The organism is Ancylomarina sp. (genome assembly GCF_041555295.1).
Taxonomy (GTDB): Bacteria; Bacteroidota; Bacteroidia; order Bacteroidales; family Marinifilaceae; genus Ancylomarina.
This window is the reverse complement of the sequence record NZ_JBFFKR010000299.1, coordinates 1-3,835: the sequence shown is the minus strand read 5'-3', so window position 1 is coordinate 3,835 and position 3,835 is coordinate 1. Positions and strand designations below refer to the sequence as shown.

5 protein-coding genes are annotated in these 3,835 nt (G+C 36.8%); all 5 read right to left on the bottom strand.

Going from position 1 to position 3,835, the window contains the following annotated elements; genetic code table 11:
* Window positions 1-223, bottom strand: a 223-nt coding sequence (locus tag ABY905_RS14940) for a hypothetical protein (protein ID WP_372645293.1), incomplete at its 3' end; no start/stop codon positions are given.
* Window positions 224-245: 22 nt separating this feature from the next.
* Complete coding sequence (locus tag ABY905_RS14935; protein WP_372645292.1) at window positions 246-794, bottom strand: GNAT family N-acetyltransferase; 549 nt, start codon at window positions 792-794, stop codon at window positions 246-248.
* Between the two features lie 118 nt (window positions 795-912).
* Window positions 913-1,902: an endonuclease/exonuclease/phosphatase family protein gene (locus ABY905_RS14930; RefSeq protein WP_372645290.1), complete on the bottom strand. Its 990-nt coding sequence runs from the start codon at window positions 1,900-1,902 to the stop codon at window positions 913-915.
* Window positions 1,903-2,053: 151 nt separating this feature from the next.
* A complete protein-coding gene (locus ABY905_RS14925; protein ID WP_372645288.1) occupies window positions 2,054-2,950 on the bottom strand; it encodes an aldo/keto reductase family oxidoreductase in 897 nt (298 codons plus the stop codon).
* A 55-nt stretch (window positions 2,951-3,005) separates the two neighbouring features.
* Complete coding sequence (locus ABY905_RS14920) at window positions 3,006-3,539, bottom strand: YkgJ family cysteine cluster protein (protein ID WP_372645286.1); 534 nt, start codon at window positions 3,537-3,539, stop codon at window positions 3,006-3,008.
* Between the last annotated feature and the right edge of the window lie 296 nt (window positions 3,540-3,835).

The window sequence follows — 3,835 nt, the reverse complement described above, 5'->3', positions numbered from 1 at the left end:
TTCCTACGCTTTCCAATTGCAATACCAAGTCAATAATCATACTTTCGGCACGCTCTATGCGTTCAAGGTACCATTCCAAGCCATCCTCCTCTTTCTTATCATCTAAGAATAAGATTTTGTTCCACTTGTCTATAGAGAAAAGGACAGACTGAGTTTCCACTTTCAATTTCTGAGCATAGGTGGTTTTACCAGATCCTGTATTTCCAACGATTAAGTGTATCATATTTCCGTATTGAGTTCACTATTTATTCATTTCGCAACTTACTATACACCTCCAGGTCGGTAAATACACCACCTGTCAACAACTCACCATCTCTTTCAATCCCTTCGAATACAAAGCCTAATCGTTGTGGTATTTTTTTGCTTGAAAAATTTCTTTCAGCACATTTTAATTGAATTCGATTCATTTCCAATTCTTCAAAAGCAAACTTACACAGAGCTTGTACCGATTTAGTCACAATTCCTTTCTTTTGAAATTTCTCAGAAAGCCAATAACCAATCTCAGTCTTCTTATTTTGGCTATCAGTATCTTTAAACCCTATTAAACCCGCAAATTTGCTATTATAGTGTATGACAAAGACATAATTACCAGTTGGATTTTCCAACATTTTCGTGATAAAGCCCTCTGTATCTTCTAATCTTCTGGTTAATTCAACAAAAGGTAACCATTTACCCAGATATGATCTTTGACTATCGATTGTATTAAAGATATCTTTTGAATCGGATAATTGTATTTGCTTAAGATGAATACTATCAGATACTCTGATTTTTTTTGTCAGTTCTTTTGTTGCCATTATTAAATTTTTAGGTCACCCTAAAGTAGTATTTTTATTTCTGATAAAACATAAGATGTTTTATCAGAATAAAAAAAAACTGACATGAGGTTAATTCACGACTTTCTAGATGAATCGTTTAAAATTCAAACACAGCCAGAATGCCTTTATGATCCGATGGCCACGTATTTGTCGGCTTACTAAATAAATCCCTGTCTTCAAAATAGACCTCCGATTTTACAACTGAGGCATCAGGACCTACAATTAGAACCTCTTTAAGCTTAAGCTGAGACGTCTTGTTATAAAAAATGAAGTCGATACGTTCTCTTTCGTCAGACTTTGGAGCCCATGTTAATTTATGAATAGGTATTAGGGGGTTATATGCTGGGTATGTAAAACCAGGATTCTTCACCGGATCAGGATATCGTTCACGATAGGTATCGATGAAACCAGCCTCTTCCAACAGTTTTGTACACTCCCATTCTATAACCACACCATTGTGATCGTAAAGATCGCTGTTCTCTGCAATCCAATCTCTGTGAGATGGTTCATTAAAATCGCCTCCAATAATCACCTTACTTCCCTTGCTCATCTCTTCATTAGCATCGGCAATAAATACTTTTATGGCATCGTCGCGTTTTGAAGCTCGGCTTACAGCTAAAAGCTCGGCAACATCAATGGTGGGCTCAGACAATTCTTCCCAAGTGTTGCCCGAGTAGCCCCTTGGCATGTAATAGCTGCAATTCAGATAATCGAGATGTGCCGAATAAAAGGCCACAATATGACCATCGATATTGATTCTGGCTTTGGTAATGGAACCATGATCCTCTTTCACCGGATAGAGAGCTGAACAAGTCTCAATTGGATACCTTGAAATCAAACCAGAATCATAACTTTTGCCACCATAAAATTTTAATCCTCGGAAATCCAGCTCTTTAATTATCCTTTCGATAAAGTTGCTGTTATTGTAATTGCGAACTTCGCTAAAAGCCACCAACTGGGCATCTGTACGTACAATTTCTTCCACAATAGCATCGAACCCACCTGTAACAACAGTGCCTTCCTGCCAGACATTGAATTGCAGGACTCTCAACTCCTGTTTCGGCTGACATGCCCATAAACTTGACATGATCACTAATAGGCTTAGGAAAATTAGTTGGTTTTTAATCGGGTGTTTCATTTGGGTCATTTCAAGTTTCTGAGTGGATTCTATGAGTAAATAAAAGGCGCTTTGGGGAAGCTTGATACGCCATATTAAAGTTCTTAATCTGAGACTTTACTTAGGGCATATTTGCTCCCGTTGCTTCATATATTCTAAACCATTGTTCATGATTCATCTCAATAGCCAAGGCACCGACAGCAGTCTTAACGCGCTCAATTTTGCTTGTTCCAATAATGGGCAACATGCCTACAGGATGCTTCAATAACCAAGCATAAATCACCTGATCGATATACTGAAGTTCTAACTCTTCAGCAATCTCAAACAATACCTTAAATATCTTCTGTCCTTTTTCAGATTGAGGATTCAGTAAACGACCTCCAGCCAATGGCGACCAAGCCATTGGCTTAATTCTTTCCTTTAAGAAGAAATCCAGATTCCCATTTTCGAAGTGCTCCAAACAATAAGGCGATATTTCTACCTGATTGGTAACCAATTTCTCATCCGTATAGGAATTAAGCATCTCAAATTGTTGACTATTGAAATTAGATACACCAAAATTCAGAACTTGACCTCTTTGTTTAAGATCGGAGAAGGCTCTTGCGACTTCTTCAGGATTAAAAAAGGGCGACGGTCTATGCAGTAGCAATAAATCAAGATAATCTGTCTTCAAATTCTTCAACGAATTCTCAACCGAATCAACAATATGCTGATAGGAATAATCGTAGGTCTTTAATTTCCTCTCAGGAAACTTATCCGACTTCAGTTTAATCCCACACTTGCTAATAATTTGAATCTCATTTCGCAAAGAAGGCTTCAAACTTAAAGCATCACCCAATAATGATTCACAAGAATAATTACCGTAAATATCAGCATGATCATAACTTGTCACACCTAATTCTATTGATTGTTCAGTGAGTTTCAACAATTGCTGATTAGAAAGCTTCCAATCAGCTAATCGCCAATGCCCCTGAACAATTCGAGATAATTTAAGATCGGGAGATAATTGTATTTGCATAATGCATCATATTTTAAGCGGGTAAGTAATCTGATATTTGAAAATGCAATTTATCCTATTTCTTCAAATCGACAAGCAATCTATTAATCGAAATCATATCAAACTCTCCAAATTGTTCCTCCTTATAACTCTTAATAAACTCTCTATTGATAAGAAATAGCTTACTGTTATAGGTATCTTGCGGGTAAGTATTCTCTGCATGAAAGTCGTCGAATTTCTTGAAGTTTAAAGGGCAAGCCGATAATTCCCAGGCATCACCTTCCTGGTTCATAAATAATAGTGGCAAACCATGAGTTCGACAGATAATAGGTCGGGCTTCGTACATTTGACAGATGTGATCAATCAAAAAATTACAATCGTCATGTTCTGTATCCAAATTTCTAAACTGCTGAGGAGGATTGGCTTTCAACTGTTTCAATATACTGAAGTATTCAACAGGCAACACCTGAAAATTCATACAACACGACGAACAGCCTTTCTTGCAAGCCATTTCGTTTTTATGCAATGCACCAAGCTTTTCACTCAACTCGCTAATCTCGGTTCTTAATCGTAGGTATTTATCAACCTCCTGAAGGGCTTTCTCGTTCATCTTTCTATAATTTTCAAAATTTTGATAAAGATAGAATCTTAATTTTAAAATTAGACGATGAGAGGATTTGGTAATGTGTTAATATAGTAACTGATTATTTTGCTGGCGCAACCTTTAACCTTTAACCTTTAACCTTTAACCTTTAACCTTTAACCTTTAACCTTTAACCTTTAACCTTTGCCTTTGACCTTTTATGTAACTCAAATCAATAGGTAATTGCTTAACTAGCTCTATGCCTTCAGGATTCACCTTAGCCTGAAAGGCAAATACTTCAACCCCACTATCAACAGCTTTTC

What these genes read in the sequence shown, in the direction of transcription:
- ABY905_RS14935 (WP_372645292.1), bottom strand. Translation starts at nt 794, where the DNA reads ATGGCAACAAAAGAACTGACAAAAAAAATCAGAGTATCTGATAGTATT.
- ABY905_RS14930 (WP_372645290.1), bottom strand. Translation starts at nt 1,902, where the DNA reads ATGTCAAGTTTATGGGCATGTCAGCCGAAACAGGAGTTGAGAGTCCTG.
- ABY905_RS14925 (WP_372645288.1), bottom strand. Translation starts at nt 2,950, where the DNA reads ATGCAAATACAATTATCTCCCGATCTTAAATTATCTCGAATTGTTCAG.
- ABY905_RS14920 (WP_372645286.1), bottom strand. Translation starts at nt 3,539, where the DNA reads ATGAACGAGAAAGCCCTTCAGGAGGTTGATAAATACCTACGATTAAGA.